This window comes from Streptococcus sp. HMSC065C01 (assembly GCF_001813525.1).
Classification (GTDB): Bacteria; Bacillota; Bacilli; order Lactobacillales; family Streptococcaceae; genus Streptococcus; species Streptococcus parasanguinis_V.
Window position 1 is genome coordinate 1 of record NZ_KV812820.1, and the last position, 252, is coordinate 252.

At 54.4% G+C, this 252-nt stretch carries 3 tRNA genes; all 3 read right to left on the minus strand.

The window, feature by feature from the left end:
* Nucleotide 1 precedes the first annotated feature (1 nt).
* Nucleotides 2–74, minus strand: a tRNA-Phe gene (locus HMPREF2918_RS00215).
* A 3-nt stretch (nt 75–77) separates the two neighbouring features.
* Nucleotides 78–151, minus strand: a tRNA-Met gene (locus HMPREF2918_RS00220).
* A 9-nt stretch (nt 152–160) separates the two neighbouring features.
* Nucleotides 161–250 (minus strand) — tRNA-Ser (locus HMPREF2918_RS00225).
* Nucleotides 251–252 lie beyond the last annotated feature (2 nt).

Sequence of the window (252 nt, forward strand, 5' to 3'; positions counted from 1 at the left end):
ATGGCGCGAGACGGAATCGAACCGCCGACACATGGAGCTTCAATCCATTGCTCTACCAACTGAGCTACCGAGCCAAATTGCGGGAGCAGGATTTGAACCTACGACCTTCGGGTTATGAGCCCGACGAGCTACCGAGCTGCTCCATCCCGCGTTAATATTAAGGAGGATGTGGGATTCGAACCCACGCACGCTTTTACACGCCTGACGGTTTTCAAGACCGTTCCCTTCAGCCGGACTTGGGTAATCCTCCAA